The organism is Paenibacillus fonticola DSM 21315 (assembly GCF_000381905.1).
Classification (GTDB): Bacteria; Bacillota; Bacilli; order Paenibacillales; family Paenibacillaceae; genus Fontibacillus; species Fontibacillus fonticola.
On sequence record NZ_KB907253.1, the window covers coordinates 107147 to 123255 of the forward strand.

Below are 16109 nucleotides of genomic sequence, written 5' to 3' on the forward strand. Positions count from 1 at the left end.
TTGCTGCCATTTATATGAAGCAGCGGTTTGACAATTTATCCCCTCGTTAGGTACCCTTACAATAATAACCTGAACCCGAAAGGTCCTATGATGAACGATATGCGCGATAATCATATGAACAGAACTAATTATATAAGTGAAACTAACGATGATACTTACGATGAAATTAACGATATTCGCAGATGCATTTCTCCCAGCGGTGAATTGGATGATCGCTACATATGGCGAAGAGAGAAACTGTATCAGGGCATGAATGGAAAATATGTAGAGCGTTTCTACATATCTCCGGAGCGGAGCTATGTGTTCAAGCCGGTTACTCATCAGGGAAACGAGGATCGCGAGTCTTGGGTGTACGAGCATATCCTTTCAGCTTTTCCCCCGATCTATCCGCGGCTGCTGGAGCGCTCAGCTCCTGGCCAAGGGGATGGGGGCTGGACTGTGTTCGAAGACATTGGGGCGTTAGGCCATTCCTATAAGCTGGAGCATGCGCTGCTAGTCGCGGAACAAATGGCCTGGTGGCACTCTTTTCCGCTAACGCATTGGGAAAGGGTGCCGGAGGAGGGGCAAAAGCCGGATATCCAGCAGATCATAGCTGATTTGTATGAACGGGAAGCAGCGGCGGCGGCTGCTTTGGAGGAGAGCGGACTGCCGAGGACGATCGCGGCTGATATTTTAAATGCTGCAACGAGGGCTGCCGAGAGCACCGGGAACACGGGCGAAGACCATTTAAGAACCGGAAAGGAAGCTTATCCGGCCGGCCCCCGTCTATTTGCCCAATATGAAAAGGTCATGTCGCATGGTGATCTGCATTTGGGCAATTATGCTGTGAAGTTAAACGGGGAAAAAGACGGCGAGCAAAGCCGCAGGCTGTATATTTTGGACTGGGAGCACGCTCATGCGAATTTGCCGTTCTGGGATCTATACTATTTAATCGACATGTCCCATCCGCACTTTCCAAAGCAGGTGACCTCGCTGCAAAGAGAGCGAATACTGCAGCATTATTTGCAGCAGTCTGCTCATTACGGCAAAGTGTGGTCAGCAGAGGATTTCATTGCAGATTACAGCCTGTTTGCCGCTATCTTTTCGCTATGGATGCTGATGCTAATCGCTAGTGATTTGAAGCCGAAAGATGGAAACGGCCTATGGCCAAGGGAACTGCTTCTGGCCCAGAGAGCTGAAGCGGTGGCGGGCTTGACTGCTTGCTGGACAGGGAGCTAAAGCGGCGACAGGCTTGACTGCTTGCTGGACAGGGAGCTAAAGCGGCGACAGGCTTGACTGCTTGCTGGACAGGGAGCTAAAGCGGCGTCGGGCTTGGCTGCTTGCTGGATAGGGAACTGAAGCGGCGTCGGGCTTGGCTGCTTGCTGGATAGGGAACTGAAGCGGCGTTAGGCTTGACTGCTTGCTGGATAGGGAGCTGAAGCGGCGGCAGGCTTAACCGCTTGCTGGGACAAAGCAAGGCTGCAGAGTAAGAAGAGGGAGTACAGTAATAGTACAGGAATATATGAGTAGTACAGAATACATAGATTAGACAGAAAGGGCGGTCATTTCAGTGAAAAAAGTTGGTCTGGTTATGCGTAAAATTCAGTTTGCCGAAGCCCAGGGGCCGCGTGTGTTCGCAGAGAGACTGCGGGCTATTGCTGCCGAGCTCGGGGTCGAGATCGTCTTCATTTCACCGGAGCGCCATGTTAGCGGACATGACTGGATTCCAGGCTTTGAACATGAAAAAGGCGATCTCGTCAATTATGATATCGTGCTCGATCAAATTGCTGCCCAGCAGATTGAGCATGTAATCTATACCGTATCAGGGTTCACTTTTTTAAAGATGTTTATTAAGAACAGTGTGTTGTTCCCTCACAGTTTTCCAGACCCGGCGCTGACGGGATATGAAATGATGAAGCCGTTTTACAGCATTGTGGACAAGGCCGTTGTGCAGACCGAGTTTTTGCGGCGGCAGCTTAACAGCGTCTTTGGAGTCACCGATGTGGACGTCATACCAATCGGCTTTAGCGAGGAGCTGGCACATCAGTATTTTGATCCAGAGGCCATCGTGCAAAACCGGGTACTGTGGATTGGCCGGGATGAAGCGAATCGCCGCCCGGATCTCGTGCTTGAGTATGCGCGGCGCAACCCGGATAAGGAAGTGTATATGGTATTCGGGGGAGAGCGTTACCGGGAGAGTATGAAGAAATACGATGTCCCGGTTAACGTTAAGCTGCAGTTTGCTCTAACCCAGGCTGAAGTATTTGAATTGATGAATTCAGCTAAAGTATACTGGAGCAGCTCCCGGTTCGACACGTTTGCCATGCCGCTGACGGAAGCGCTCGCGATGGGCAAAATCGTCGTGAAGCCGGAGCATCCGTGCTATGACCATATCAGCTCTCGGCATGCCTTTGCGGGGAACGAGCTGAATTGGTTCGAGCTGGTCAATATGGCTGCGGCCTCGCCCATGTCTTTCTCCCCGGACAACCGGGAGTATGCGTTTGCGAAATTTTCAAGCACCGTCATGAAGGACGGTTATCGCAAGTTTTTTGATCAATGGTTGAAATAACCGAACCGCAGCATGTTAATCGGTACGTAAGGCGTAAATAGGGCGCAGCTTGGCAGCCTGGTTTGCCGGAATGACCCCAAAAGCGATGCCAATGAACAAAGAGAAGCTGAACGAAATAACGACAATCGACATCGATACTTCGGTATTCAAAGTGGACACATTGGCTATTAAGGCGCTGGCTCCATAACCGAGAGCGATGCCAAGAATACCTCCGAAACCGCTAAGTGTAGTTGATTCAATAATAAATTGGAGCAAAATATCTCTTTTCTTAGCACCGATCGCTTTGCGTACGCCGATTTCCCGTGTTCTTTCACTGACGGATACGAGCATAATATTCATGATGCCGATCCCGCCGACGAGCAGAGAAATACCGGCGATCCCTCCTAAAGCAAGCGAAAGCATTTGCGTGGTCGAGTTCAATGTATCCATCATTTCTTGAGCGTTAAAAATGGTGTATGAGTTGTCCGCGGACAGAAATTTGCCGTCCAGCCATGCTTCTAGCCGCTCTTGCGTGCTTTTCACTAAATCCGTAGTGTCTGCTTGTACTGTGATAGAGCGAATTCCCCGGCTTTGCAAAAATCGCTCCGCCGTCGAGATCGGAATGAGGATTTTATCGTCATTTGAACCTGTCGCACTGGTGCCGAGCGTCTCAAGCAGTCCGACGATTTTAAAGCTTACGCCGTTCATTTGGAGGGTTTCGCCCACCGGATTGCTGCTGCCAAAAAAGTCGGCGGCCACCTCGCTGCCGATGAGTGCTACTTTCATGCGGTATTCATTATCGATATCCAGCAGGTAGCGGCCAGACTGGACGTGAAAATCTTTGACGTCTTCATAGGCCGGTGTGATGCCTTCTATAGAATAGGAATCGTTGACGGTCCCCTGCTTGACTGTAGCATTGCCGGAAATGACCGGTGAAACTGCTTTTACCCCCGGAAGGTCATTTATCTCCATGACCTCATCATAAGAGAGTGAGGTTGTGGCGCCGCGTCCCATAATGTTAACCGTTAACAAATCGGTTCCCAGGCCTTGCAGCTGCTCGGTAATGGAAGAAGTGGTGCCTTGTCCTACGGATACAAGGGTGATTACGGAAGAGACCCCGATAATGATTCCCAGCATGGTCAGGAAGGAGCGGACTTTATTGCCGACGATGCTTTTTAAGGCCATTTTCATGCTTTGATAAATGTTCAAATTCCACTCCCCCGATCCTCGACAATTTCACCATCCATGATTCGGATAATTCGTTTGGCCTGCTCGGCAATTGTGAGGTCATGCGTAATAATAATGATCGTATGGCCCAGCTGATTGAGCTCTTGCATTTTTATCATGACCTCGGCGCCTGTCTTGCTGTCGAGCGCCCCTGTCGGCTCATCGGCCAGAAGCATGGGCGGGTCGCCGGCAATCGCCCGGGCAATGGCAACGCGCTGCTGCTGGCCGCCTGATAGGGCAGAGGGACGATTGTGCATCCGATCTGCCAGGCCGACCATTCGCAGGGAATTTTCGGCGGCCCTTTTCCGTTCCTTGTGGGCCATATTGCGATAAATGAGGGGCAGCTCAACATTTTCAAATGCCGATAATTTCGGCAGCAGATTATATTGCTGAAATATGAAGCCGATCTTCTCATTGCGAATTTGGGCCAGTTTATTATCGGAAAGCTTGCGGATATCCAACCCGTCAAGCCGGTAGCTTCCTTCATTGGCGATATCAAGACAGCCGAGCATATTCATCAAGGTCGTTTTGCCGGAGCCGGAAGGTCCAATAATAGCAACGAATTCTCCATGATAAATGTTAAGGGAAATATTCCGTAATACAGGTACCATTTCTCCGGCCATCCAATATCCATGACCGAGATTCTCGACCTGGATCAAGGGTTGCTGTAATCGTGCGGTTATCGTCATCAGAAGCCGCCACCCCCTCCGCGAGACATGCCTCCACCGCCAGACGTGCCACCGCCGGATGCAGCGCCCCCGGATACGCCACCACCGGATGTGCCGCCCCCAGGGATGCCACCGCCACTACCGGACATCCCTCCGCCGGATACAGCGCCGCCGGAGATGCCAGCACCACCGCGCATGCCAGCACCGCTAGGAGCGCTGCCTCCGGGCATAACGCTACCGCCAGGCATGCCGATGCCAGGCATCATACGCTGCTCGCCTTCGCCGCCCTGGGAGGTGGCTCCACGAACAGTAGGAACAACGACTTCATCCCCCTCATTCAGGCCGCTTATAATTTCGATCCTCGTTTCATCGTGAACGCCCACTTCCACCTTTTGCATGGCCCCTCCGGCGGAATTCGCGCGGTTTTGACGGCCCGAGGCCGGCATTGGCATATCAGGCTGTTGTATATCGGCGGGTGCTTCGGACGGAAGTATGACCATATAGTCTCCGCCAATCTGCCGGACTGCTTCAATAGGGAGGGTAAGCACGCCAGCTTTTTCGTCGAGAATAATCGTAACTTCCGCCGACATCCCTACTCGGATTCCTGCGGGATTGTCCAGCTTGACCGTTACGTCAAACAAAGCTACTCCGTTGGAGGCTTGGCCCTCGTTCGCTATGCCGGTAACACTGCCAGCGAAGGTTTGATTAGCTATGGCATCCAGCGTTACTTCTGCTCTCATTCCTGTCTGAACTTGAGCGATGTCCAATTCGTCGACGCTGACCGTAGTGCTAAGCTGTTCATAATCGATGATGGTGAAGAGTTCATTCCCCTCTTTAGCGCGTTCGCCCGGTGAGATATTCACCGTAGTAATTGTGCCGCCGATGGGGGCGAGCAGCGGGTCAGGAGCAATCATATCTTCTTTCAGCGAGGCTATATCATCTTTGATCGTCTGAATATTCTTCTCCTGCTTAGTGATGGACAGCTTGGTGGAGGCAAGAGACTCCTCACTCGCCCCTTCATGAACCTCCCGCTTATATTTCTCTTGTAATTCATTTAAATTAAGCTGCTCCAGTTCGAGCGACGATTCTTTGGCAGAAATGCTGTGGCTCAGGTCATTTGCTTCAAAGGTGAGCAAGACTTGTCCTTTTTTTACGATACTGCCAACCTCAACCTTGACCTCATCGACAACGCCTTCCTCTTTTGTTCGTACCGCTTCGCTTTCCGTGGCAATTACGCTGCCTGCGCCGGAAACGCTGACGACGATGTCCCCTTTGGTTGCTTGAGCCGTATTTTGCTCTACGGCAGGCGGCTCTCCTTGTTGATTTCTTGCTGCAAATATGTAAAGAAGGAAGGCGATTATAAGCAGAATTCCAGCCGCCGCTATTAGCCATAGCCATTTTTTCTTCATCCAGTCATTCCAACTTTCTTATAAAATGGGTGTATCGTAACTTCAGTTTAAGTTGAGTTTATGAAACGGACCTTAAATCAAACTGAAAGATTGCTGAAAGTCTTGCTCGAAGCGACAGAGGGGTGCAGGGGGGGATAAGAGGGGATTTTCCATACAAAAAAGGCTTATTGCAGCGAGCAAGGGAAGTACCCGCTCTACAATAAGCCATTTCCGCACGTAATAAGCTGTGTATGTTAAAATGCCTGTTTATCGATCGTATTGTTGTTGTCGACGGACATCAGCAGCCGTTCGATAGACTGTTCGTCCAGCGGCCGGCTGTAATAAAAGCCTTGAATTTGATCGCAGCCGATTTCCTGCAGAAAGTTAAACTGTTCTTCCGTTTCCACGCCTTCGGCCAGTACGGTCATCCCCAGCGATTTGCCGAGCTCGATAATCGAGCGCAGCAGCGAGCTGTCCCGCTCCGAAGAAGGCGTCTCCTGGATAAAGGTTCTGTCAATTTTCAGCACCTGCAGCGGCAGCGTTTTTAAATAATAGATGGAGGAATACCCTGTGCCAAAATCGTCCAAAGACAGGCTGATACCCCGCTTTTTTAAGGAATTGAGCTTTTCCTTAATCATGACAGGGTTGTTGAGAAGGGACTCCGTCACTTCCAGCTCCAAATATTCGGGCGCGAGTTCGGTCTGCTCCAACACGTTTCTCACCATATGCACAAAATGTGGATGCCTGAACTGCACGGCGGACACATTCACCGAGACGGGCAGCTTCGGATAACCGGCATCCTGCCACTTTTTATTCGTCCGGCAGGCTTCCCATAACACCCATTCCCCCAGTTGAACGATAAATCCGGTATCCTCGGCAATCGGGATGAACGATGCGGGAGAGATGCGGCCCAGTTCGGGATCATTCCAACGAATGAGCGCCTCTAATCCGGTAAGAGTCCGGGTAGCTGCGTCGATTTTCGGCTGGTAATGAAGCTCGAATTCTCCGTCTGCAAGGGCCCGAGGAAGCTTTTTCTCAATATTTACCCGTTCAAGCAGCTTGTCCAGCAAATAGTAATCAAAATAGTGCGGGCCATTCAGCACCTCTATCTTGGCTTCCTTCATCGCCAGCTCGGCATGCTTAAGCAGGAGGGCTGAATCCAGGCTGTCGTCAGGATAGAGACTGATACCCATCGCGAATCCCAGCGTTATTTCCTCGCCGGATAAAATGTAGGGCTTCCGCAAGGTGTCGCTAAGTTCGTTCGCGATAGCGTGAACCTGAAGCGGGTCAGCAATACTGGATAGCAGAACGATGAAATCATCTGCAAAGCTGCGGCAAATTGGCGTGTCGGGTGCCAGCGTGCCCTTGAGCCTTACGGCCACTTCCTTCAGCAATTCATTACCAATGCTTTCTCCGTAGCTCTCGTTAATATAACGGAACCGATTCAGATTCAAGCGGATGACAGCAGCTGTGTGTGTCTCCATCTCCGGCGCCTGAAACTGTTTCTTCATCGCTTCCCGAAACCCGTTGTTGTTCAGAAGCCCGGTAAGAGGATCGAAATTGGACAGCAGCTTGATTCTCTCTTCCGATGCTCCCCGTTCTTCCATCTCTTTTGTAACATCAAATTGCAGTCCGATAAAATAAGTTGGTTTCCCCTCTAAACTCGTAACAGGACAAATAATAAACTGGTTCCAGAACGTACTTCCATCTTTTTTGTAATTTTTAATCGTAACGGTATCGGTTCGGCCATCTTTAATCGCCTGGCGAATCACTTCCAAATGAGCAGCGTCCGTCTCCTCCCCTTGGAGGAACCGGCAGTTCCGCATGAGCACCTCTTCGCGGCTATATCCGGTAATTTGTTCAAAACCCTGATTCACGTACACCAGAGGATTATCCTCCAGATTAGGGTCGGAGATCGCAAGTCCAATCCCCATTTTATCAATAGATCGCAGCAGTGTAGCCGAATCGATAATGGATTCGATACCGGAGTTACTCAATATAATAGCCCCCTCAAAAGAACCGTCAATAATATAGGACTTATGGTGTATGTATATTGGAGTATGTCTTAAAAATATCATATTGCGGACGGTACAGGAAATCAATGCGTTATGTGCAAGAAATTCAGGAAATATGAAGTTTTGTGTCGAAATTTCTGACTTATAATGATAATTTATCATAAAACGGTTGAGGATGTCCTACGATATCCGCTGAATATCGGAAATCCCTCTTCACGATGTCCTGATTATAAGCTCGGGAACATTCGGTGAGAGGGATTTTCTGTTTGTTGCCGAAGTTTGCGCTCCTTTTTCGCCCCTAATGGGAGGTCGATCTGCTCTGATTATTTGTAAATCACATCCTATTGTAGGTAATATAGTTATATAAAAGTAGAAAGGGGAAACTGCTATGTATGAATATAAATTTGTAAAAATAGAATTCAAAAGAATATCTGGTAAACCTATCGAAGATTACCGGGAAGTGATTCAAAGCTATGCTAAAGAAGGCTGGAGATTTGTACAAATTTTCTCTCCTGACTTTATAACTTCAGGTGTTGCTGCGGGAACCTATTATGAATTGATTTTTGAAAGGCCAGTTCAATAATTATTAATTAAGCGCGGGCTGCCCAAATCGTAGTAAGTAACAGATCCCCTTTAAATCTTCATATTCCAACGTTCAGCAGATCTCACTTACATCAAATCTATAGATTAATTATACAATAAAAAGGATGTTGAACTAAAAATTGAATTTGCGGCAAAAGCCATTGATCAGCTATGGCAATCGGGCTGCCGCTCGTTTAATAATGTCTGATATTTTAGTTTCCAGGTTGTACATGTTCTGTTTATGGGCAAGCAATTGATTGGACAGGTTGATCAGCCGATTGAGCGTATCCGAGGCTCTGCCGGCATCTTTATTTTTTAGGGCTGCCTTAAAGTTTTTCCATTCGGTGGACAGGTTTTTGTTCTTGGTACTGATAGCACTTCGTTCAGTCTTAAGTTTAATTTTGACCGCGTCGATCTCCGCCAAAATAGTACGGATTTCCTTCGCTTTTTTTGTCTTCTCGTTTTTGGCCGTCTTCAGCTCGGCTTCTCTATTGCGGATATGAAGACGGGCAAGATCGATGGCTGGCTTCATCGCGTCGGCCTGCTGCTTCAGCGTCTTGTAAAGGGTTTTGTCCTTCATGGATTTGACAGCGGCAGCCTGCTTATTCAAGGAACTATGCATATCGAGCAAGGGCTGAAGTTTGCTTCGAGCAGACTTGGCCTGGTTGTCCAATTTAAGGATTTTGTCGGCATCGAGGCTGTTGATTTGTTTACGGACAGTGCTGAGTCGGGCTTCGTTGCTGTGCCGCAGGCTCGTTGTCTTCGTATCCTGTGCCTCCATTTTTTTGTGCAAGACTGCCAGGTTGTTATACTGCTTAATCAGCGCAGTTCCGGCGCTGCCTTTGGCCGCTTCCGCCGTCTTCTCCAAAGAAGCTTTCAGTGAGTCCGTGAATTCCAGCGCAGCTGCCTTGACAGTGGGCAGGGAAGGAAGGGAAGCTATAATGCACTGCATAAATACTACGGCGGCAAGTATGATGCTCCAACGGCGAATTCTCACACTGCGAAATTTCATAATCACACATCTCCTTTTTCGTTTATAAGCAAACGTCACGATGCCAAATCATCGGCCAACGAAAAAAAAGCACCTGCAAGATAGGCCTGGCGCCTATTCTTACGGGTGCTTCCATCGTAAGCTGTTTATTAACGATTGCTTTTGTCCAATATACACATAAATGGCGTTTAATGTCAATGAATTTAACGGTTCAGCTCCGTCACTCTATTTTGCATATATTCAAGCTTGCGTAAAATTTCCTTCTGCCATTTCAAATCACCTAAACGTCCAGCCAGGTTCAGCAGATCCAAGTAATCGTCGACTTGCAGGGCCGCTTTGCGTGCAGACATATTCATAATTTCTACTCTCCTTATGTTAACGTAAATCGGAATTTAATCATAAAACGACACATCGATAAAGCAATAATGATAATCATTATCATATGTTATAGTCTCATTATGCACAATTCAAGCGGAAAAGTAAATAACCAACCGAGGATATGTTGTTATACCGTGGTAGTTCATCCCAGACATTACCTTGACAAGGACCGGGATATATGGACAATGAGTAGAGATCATTTTTCGGGAGGCGCTATGGAAACAGAATCGTTATATAAAGTGGAGGAGCTGGCGCTCAAAAAGTACGGAATTTTCAAACAGAGTCTGATTCGTTACATCTCCAGGTCCATGCTCGCCAGTATGTTTATCGGATTCGGGGTCATTGTTGCGTTTAAGACCGGCAACTTTTTTTATATGCAGTCTTCACCTCTAACATATCCGATGGCAGCAATTACGTTTGGGGCGGCCATTATACTGATCGCTTATGGGGGCGGAGACCTTTTTACAGGCAATACGTTCTATTACTCCTATGCGGCCTTGAGAAAACGGCTGAAGTGGATCGATACGATCAAATTGTGGGTGTGCAGCTATATCGGGAACATTATGGGCGCGGCTGCGTTTGCCCTGCTTATTTTCCTGACGGGGCTGTTTACCGATTCGTCTGTGAACAGCTTTCTGTTAAATGTTGTGGAGAGCAAGATGACGACATCTACGTCCGAATTGTTTTTCCGGGCTATTTTATGTAACTGGCTCGTCTGTCTTGCTTTTTTTATCCCGATGTCATTAAAGGGCGACGGAGCCAAAATGTTCGCAATGATGCTGTTCGTGTTCTGCTTCTTTATTTCCGGTTATGAGCACAGCATCGCCAACATGTGTACTTTTGCGATTGCTCTCGTGTTGAACCAGTCCGGTACGATTTCGTTTGCCGGTGTTCTGCACAATTTAGTTCCGGTAACGATCGGCAATCTCATCGGTGGTATCGTGTTCATGGCCGTGATGTATTATTTTGTGAACAAGCCTTACTTGGATGCGGAGGAGAATCGCGATTTGCTGGAGAGCAGGGGGAGTCATAGCAACAAAAAATAATGCCGGAAAAAATGACAACTGTCTTTTAGGATTATGTTTCGATGAAAAAGGAGGGGCTGTCTCCAAAGCAGTTTGAACTGCTTGGGACAGCCCTGTTGTTAAAATTGTCGAATTTATACGTCTTCAGACGTTTTTTATTTCTGTGCGGGTTTATACGTACTCATCTGATAGGTGACATAGCCGCCGGTCAGGTTGCGGGTGCGGAATCCATTTTGGTTCAAGATGCGAGCAGCGGTATATCCGCGCAGACCGACCTGGCAATAAAGCCAAATTTCTTTATCCGCATCGAGCTCATTCAGCCGGTCGCGCAGCTCATCGACAGGGATGTTGATGGAGCCGGGGATATGTCCCCGCGCATGCTCTGTCGCTGTTCTGACATCAACAAGCAGGGTGTTGTTTTGTACCCGGTCCTCAAGCTCCCTTGGTAAAAATACATGAGTTTTGCCGGTAAGCACATTTTCAGCCGCGTATCCAGCCATATTGACCGGATCTTTCGCTGAGGAATACGGAGGCGCATAGGTCAGCTCCAGCTCGGTCAAATCCGCAACGCTTCCCTTGAAGCGAATTGCAGAAGCAAGCACGTCCAGCCGTTTGTCTACCCCGCTCTGTCCAACGGCCTGGGCGCCGAGCACAGCTCCATCCGGGCTGAATAACAGCTTAATCGTAATTGGCGAAGCTCCGGGATAGTAGGTGGCGTGCGAGCTTGGGTGCACAAATATTGCATGATACGGCGTGCCAAGGCGCTGCAGCGTCTTCTCGTTATGGCCTGTTGCCGCTCCCGTCAGGCCGAACACTTTAATGATAGAAGTTCCTTGCGCTCCATCATAAGCTGTTGCTAGTCCGCATACGTTATCCGCGGCAATTCTGCCCTGTTTGTTGGCAGGACCGGCCAAAGGCACAGCCGCAGGTGTTCCGCTGATGAAGTCAGTTGTCTCTACAGCGTCACCGACAGCGTAAACGTTGTCCAGGCTAGTTTCCATATGAGCGTTGACCAGAATATGCCCTTTGGATCCGAGCGCGATGCCGCTCGATTTAAGGAAACCTGTATCTGGCGCAACGCCAATAGACAGAATGACGATGTCGGCTTGAATTTCGGCGCCGCTTGCCAGCAGAACCTTCACCGCTCCATCCGCATCCTCAAAAGAAGCTACGCTGTCGCCCAGGCGAAGCCGAACGCCGTGCTGCTCCATCTCCTTGGCCAATCGATTGGCCATTTCAATGTCGAAAGGAGCTAAAATTTGCGGACCGGCCTCGATAAGGGTAACCTCCAGGCCGATTTCCTTTAAATTTTCCGCCATTTCCACACCGATGAATCCGCCGCCAATGACGACAGCCGAGCGGCGCCCTGCTTCCGTAACCTGTTCTTTGATTCGGTCGGTATCCGGAATGTTGCGCAGTGTAAAAATTTGCGGATGATCGATGCCTGGCAGCGCAGGCCGGACCGGCTTGGCTCCCGGCGACAATATAACCGAATCATAAGATTCTTCATACTCACCGCGCTCGATACTGCGAACACGAAGCGTCCGGGCAGCGGGATCGAGAGACAGCACCTCATTGCCCGTGCGCACGTCAATATTAAACCGCTGGCGCATCGCTTCCGGAGTTTGAACGATCAGCTTGGAACGCTCCTTAATGGTGTCCCCGATATAATACGGCAATCCGCAGTTGGCAAAAGAAATATACGGATCGCGCTCGAACAGCACGATATGCGCGTCCTCGTCCAGCCGGCGAAGCCGGGCCGCCGCGGAGGCTCCGCCGGCCACGCCGCCAACAATCAATACTTTTCTCTTCATCCGTTATTCCTCCTCGAATAGGGTCTGAACTATCCTTCTGACCGTTTCGTTCTCAATCGTGTAATAAATTTCGTGGCGCTGCCTTTGTGCTTTGACGATCCCGCTGCTCCTAAGCTTTTGCAGATGCTGGGAAACGGTCGATTGCGGAATTTCCAGGCATTCCTGCATGTAGGAAACGTTGCAGGGGCCATTCTTCAGCAGTCCGCGGACGATGCAAAGGCGAACCGGATGGGCGAGCGCTTTGAGCATCTCAGCAGCTTCTTCATAAGCGTTGAAGTTATTGTCCATAAGCTCCTCCCTCAAAAGTCATCATAAAATTATGTCTCACAATAACATCATAATATCATAGTATCGTAATATTACGATATTACAATATGGTCTGCAAGTCAAGTGATTATGAGCACAGGGACTAGAGAAAAGGATAGGTAAAAAAACCTGCTTGTTCCGCGAACCATATGTTAATATTAAACAATATAGGGGATAGCCGGAATTGAACTAAATTAGCCACTATACGACGCTTCTATCTAATAACCTTCCTTTTCTTAATTAGTCATCGCTACTTTGTCCGTATGAAGGAGGAGCCCGGGTGCAAGAAATATTGATCATGATTTTGCTCGGAACAGCTATACTAGGCAGTATCGTTATGCTGGTGTATTCTTACCGCTTGAGAACTGCCCTGATGTCTGAGGAGACATTTTTCAAGAATGTGCTGGACCACACGAATTTATTTATCTGGTCCGTGAATAGAGAGAAGTCGACCCTGCGTTTCAACAGCTATGCCGAAAGGTTGACAGGAGTAAAGGAGAGCGAGCTGACAGACCGCAAGTATGATGAAATTGCCGAGATTCAAAGTTGCTATCCAGAAATCGTATCTTTATTGGATGATGCGCTGGCCATGAAGTTTGTAAATAATAAAGAAGTTCTGCTGACGATCCACGGGTTGGAGAAGGCGAGGACCTTTTTGTTCAAGACATCTGCGATTGGAGAATACTCCGGCTCCTTGGAGCCGGAGCGTATTGTGTTGATCGGTCTTGATATTCATGAGCGCAAAATGTCCCAGGATAAGCTGCAGGGCAGTTATCAGGAGCTGGAGGCCACTTATCAGCAGTTGGCAGCTGCCCAAGAAGAAATGCAGCGGCAGTTTGACGAACTTGTTGTTAACCAGGAAAAGCTGAGAGTCAGCGAAGAGCGATTCCGCTTAGCCACCCGTGGCTCCGGAGCGGTAATTTGGGATACAGATCCGGCAACAGGTGAATATTTCGTGTCGGACCGGCTGTATGATCTGCTAGGCTATGAGCGGTCGGAAATAGAACAGAGCTTGGCTGGGCTTCAAAGAATCATTCATCCTGACGATTGGCAGGCCACCTCGTATGCCCGGCAGGCCTATTTAAACGGATACACGCCGGTGTACGAAAGTGAATACCGGATCAGGAAGAAGAACGGCGAATATTTGTGGATGCAGGCCAGGGGGATCACGCAAAGAAACGGTGAGGGCCGCGTCGTGCGCTTTGCCGGCTCGATGATCGATGTTACAGAGCGGAAACAGTATGAGCTGAAGCTGGAAGAAAGCTGCCGGGAGCTTGAAAAGACATGTGCGGAACTGCAGAGAACCCAAGAGCAATTGCTGGATAATTACGATAAATTGGTTGAGAATCAGGAGATGCTTCAGCGCAACGAAGAGCAGCACCGGCTGGTCATTGAAGCTTCCAACAGCGGGATATGGGAAATTGATCTGATCCGGAATAGAAAGTTCTATTCTCCACGCTGGTTCGAATTGCTGGGCTATTCGAAGGATGATCATGTGCCCAGTGATATTTTGGACGATTTGGTGCATCCAGAAGATGTCAGCGCTTTGCAGGAAGCGATGAGGGCAGCTACAGAGGGGCAGGTCGAGCTGTTTGAGTGCGAGCATCGCCTGCGCTTAAAGAGCGGGGAGTACCGTTGGTTTCTAACCCGGGGAAAGGTGCTGTTTGATAGCGAAGGACAAGCTTATCGGATGGCTGGCTCTGTAGAAGATATTCAGGAACTGAAGATGTCCCAGCAAAGATTGCATCACCTTGCTTATTATGATACTTTATGCGGACTGCCAAACCGCTTATATATGCTGAAGGAATTGGATGCTTATTTTTCCAAATCGGCTGGAAAGGCAGCGATATTTTTTGTCGACACCGATAATTTTAAGTACGTCAATGACACAATGGGGCACAAATTCGGTGACCTGCTGCTGATTGAAGCCAGCACAAGGCTCTCCAAACTGATTGGAGACGATGGCATGTTGTTTAGGCTCGGCGGCGATGAGTTTGTTATTTTTATGCAAGATATACAGCACGAAGAGGAAGCGGCAGTAACGGCCCAAAGAGTGATCGCCGGCTTCAAAGAGCCGTTTAGGATCAATGAGAGCGATTTGCAAGTTTCGGTGAGCATCGGTATTTCATACTATCCGAAGGATGGCAGCAATACAGAAGAAATACTGCGGAATGCGGATGTTGCCATGTATAACGCCAAGGAAGCGGGGAAGGGGAAATATGTCCGCTTTGATCCGGCGTTTCTTCAGACGTTCAACGAGCGGGTTGAGCTGGAAATGCAGCTTGGCCGCGGCATTGAGAATGAGGAGTTTATTTTGCATTACCAGCCTAAAATCAGTCTGCGGACCGGCCGAATTGTCGGCTTTGAAGCATTAATTCGCTGGAATAGCCCGGTTCTGGGCTTTCTCCCGCCTCGCACGTTCATTCGCATTGCCGAGAATAGCCGGTTAATCGTTCCTATTGGCGAGTGGGTGCTGGCCGAGGCGTGCAAATTTGCGGCAAAGCTGCAGTCTGAAATGTACGGCAAGCTGCGTGTGGCAGTAAATATATCTATCGTACAGCTGGCTCAGGATAACTTTGTGAACATGGTGCTTCGTACTTTAGAGGAAACAGGGCTGCTCCCCGAGCATTTGGAGCTGGAGATTACGGAATCCGCTTCTATGGAATCGCTTTCCATGCTGATCTTTAAGCTGGAGCAGCTGCAATCCGCGGGGATTCATATCGCCTTGGACGATTTTGGAACCGGCTATTCCTCTCTTAGCTATTTACAGCAAATGCCGTTGACTACGCTGAAGGTTGACCGGACATATATTACGCAAATATCGGATCAGGGAGATGATCGTTCGCTTGCCCGGGTGATGGTGATGCTCGGCCGGAGGATGGGGCTGAACGTCGTTGCCGAAGGTGTTGAAACCGTGAAGCAGCTGCAATACGTCAAACAGTCCAAGTACGATCATATCCAAGGATTTTACATAAGCAGGCCTTTGCCAGAGGCAGAAGCATTATCGCTCATCCAAGGCAATAAAGTGTATGATGTGAATTTGGCTTAGTTCGTATTTTGCTATAAAAAAGAGGGCAGATGGTCAAGTCCTCTAATAGTGGACACTAAAAAAACGATCCAAAGAGGGGCTGTTCAGAGAGTCAGTAAAAACTAACTTTCTGGACAGCCCTTTGATCTTCAGAGATGGT

The 16109-nt window shown here is 48.9% G+C and carries 13 protein-coding genes; 5 read left to right on the plus strand and 8 right to left on the minus strand.

The window, feature by feature from the left end; translation table 11 throughout:
• Positions 1–114 precede the first annotated feature (114 nt).
• Together G358_RS0110975 and G358_RS0110980 are read left to right on the plus strand one after the other, a co-directional pair.
• A complete protein-coding gene (locus G358_RS0110975; protein WP_084662774.1) occupies positions 115–1218 on the plus strand; it encodes a phosphotransferase in 1104 nt (367 codons plus the stop codon).
• A 331-nt stretch (positions 1219–1549) separates the two neighbouring features.
• Complete coding sequence (locus tag G358_RS0110980; protein ID WP_019637268.1) at positions 1550–2548, plus strand: glycosyltransferase; 999 nt, start codon at positions 1550–1552, stop codon at positions 2546–2548.
• Positions 2549–2563: 15 nt separating this feature from the next.
• On the opposite strand, the gene G358_RS0110985 is transcribed toward G358_RS0110980, so the two are convergent.
• The 4 genes from G358_RS0110985 to G358_RS0111000 all read right to left on the minus strand — a co-directional run bounded on the left by G358_RS0110985 (position 2564) and on the right by G358_RS0111000 (position 7807).
• Complete coding sequence (locus tag G358_RS0110985; protein ID WP_019637269.1) at positions 2564–3736, minus strand: ABC transporter permease; 1173 nt, start codon at positions 3734–3736, stop codon at positions 2564–2566.
• Positions 3733–4443, minus strand: a complete 711-nt coding sequence (locus G358_RS0110990) for an ABC transporter ATP-binding protein (protein ID WP_019637270.1) — start codon at positions 4441–4443, stop codon at positions 3733–3735. The genes G358_RS0110985 and G358_RS0110990 overlap by 4 nt, the downstream gene beginning before the upstream one ends.
• Entirely contained in the window at positions 4443–5831 is a 1389-nt protein-coding gene (locus tag G358_RS0110995) for an efflux RND transporter periplasmic adaptor subunit (protein ID WP_019637271.1), read from the minus strand. Before G358_RS0110995 ends, G358_RS0110990 begins: the two co-directional genes overlap by 1 nt.
• Before the next feature lie 233 nt (positions 5832–6064).
• Entirely contained in the window at positions 6065–7807 is a 1743-nt protein-coding gene (locus G358_RS0111000) for a putative bifunctional diguanylate cyclase/phosphodiesterase (RefSeq protein ID WP_019637272.1), read from the minus strand.
• A gap of 406 nt (positions 7808–8213) precedes the next feature.
• On the opposite strand from G358_RS0111000, the gene G358_RS0111005 reads away from it, so the two are divergent.
• Entirely contained in the window at positions 8214–8408 is a 195-nt protein-coding gene (locus G358_RS0111005; protein WP_019637273.1) for a DUF4177 domain-containing protein, read from the plus strand.
• A 168-nt stretch (positions 8409–8576) separates the two neighbouring features.
• On the opposite strand, the gene G358_RS29965 is transcribed toward G358_RS0111005, so the two are convergent.
• Both G358_RS29965 and G358_RS33445 read right to left on the minus strand, forming a co-directional pair.
• On the minus strand, positions 8577–9419 hold the full coding sequence (locus tag G358_RS29965) for a hypothetical protein (RefSeq protein WP_019637274.1): 843 nt from the start codon (positions 9417–9419) through the stop codon (positions 8577–8579).
• Between the two features lie 182 nt (positions 9420–9601).
• On the minus strand, positions 9602–9754 hold the full coding sequence (locus G358_RS33445) for a hypothetical protein (protein ID WP_019637275.1): 153 nt from the start codon (positions 9752–9754) through the stop codon (positions 9602–9604).
• Positions 9755–9991: 237 nt separating this feature from the next.
• Between G358_RS33445 and G358_RS0111020 the strand changes: the two genes are divergently transcribed.
• Positions 9992–10822 carry a formate/nitrite transporter family protein gene (locus tag G358_RS0111020; RefSeq protein ID WP_019637276.1) on the plus strand — a complete coding sequence of 277 codons (831 nt, stop codon included), beginning with the start codon at positions 9992–9994 and terminating at the stop codon, positions 10820–10822.
• A 134-nt stretch (positions 10823–10956) separates the two neighbouring features.
• Here the strand turns inward: G358_RS0111020 and G358_RS0111025 are convergent, their stop codons facing one another.
• Together G358_RS0111025 and G358_RS0111030 are read right to left on the minus strand one after the other, a co-directional pair.
• The gene (locus G358_RS0111025) at positions 10957–12615 is read right to left on the minus strand and encodes an FAD-dependent oxidoreductase (protein WP_019637277.1); all 1659 of its coding nucleotides are present in this window, start codon (positions 12613–12615) and stop codon (positions 10957–10959) included.
• Between the two features lie 3 nt (positions 12616–12618).
• Positions 12619–12903 (minus strand): ArsR/SmtB family transcription factor, encoded by a 285-nt coding sequence (locus G358_RS0111030; protein ID WP_019637278.1) that lies wholly within the window; start codon positions 12901–12903, stop codon positions 12619–12621.
• Positions 12904–13201: 298 nt separating this feature from the next.
• Here G358_RS0111030 and G358_RS31675 point away from each other — a divergent pair, with 298 nt between their 5' ends.
• Entirely contained in the window at positions 13202–15970 is a 2769-nt protein-coding gene (locus tag G358_RS31675; protein WP_019637279.1) for a sensor domain-containing protein, read from the plus strand.
• The last annotated feature ends 139 nt before the right edge of the window (positions 15971–16109 follow it).